1 pseudogene is annotated in these 393 nt (G+C 73.3%); it reads left to right on the top strand.

What is annotated here, in order from left to right:
• Window positions 1-277: pseudogene (locus G3I71_RS49540) on the top strand (aminotransferase); the annotation flags it as partial.
• Window positions 278-393 lie beyond the last annotated feature (116 nt).

Raw genomic sequence — 393 nt, 5'->3', positions numbered from 1 at the left:
GGACGAGCTGATGGGCCGGGTCGGTTCGCTGGTGGGTGAGCGCGCGCGGGTGCACAGCACGCTGCTGGCCCAGGGTTGGACGGTCGTCCCGGACACCCAGGCCAACTTCGTGTGGATGCGGCTGGGGGAGCGGACCGCCGAGTTCGCGGCGGCCTGCGAGAAGGCCGGTGTGGTGGTCCGGCCCTTCGCGGGTGAGGGCCTGCGGGTCACGATCGGTGAGACCGAGGCGAACGACCTCTTCCTGCACACGGCCGCGGCGTTCTTCAAGGAGCTGTAGCCACGGCCGAGGTCCGGGAGCGCACGGCCGCGTGGCCGTGGCGCCGGACGGCGGCCCCCGCGGGCGCGCTTACGCGAGTTCGACGCGGATGGGGTCGCCCTAGCGGACGGTGGACA

The organism is Streptomyces sp. SID12501 (genome assembly GCF_010550245.1).
Taxonomy (GTDB): domain Bacteria; phylum Actinomycetota; class Actinomycetes; order Streptomycetales; family Streptomycetaceae; genus Streptomyces.
The sequence above is the reverse complement of the archived record's forward strand: the minus strand, read 5'-3'. Positions and strand labels throughout refer to the sequence as shown.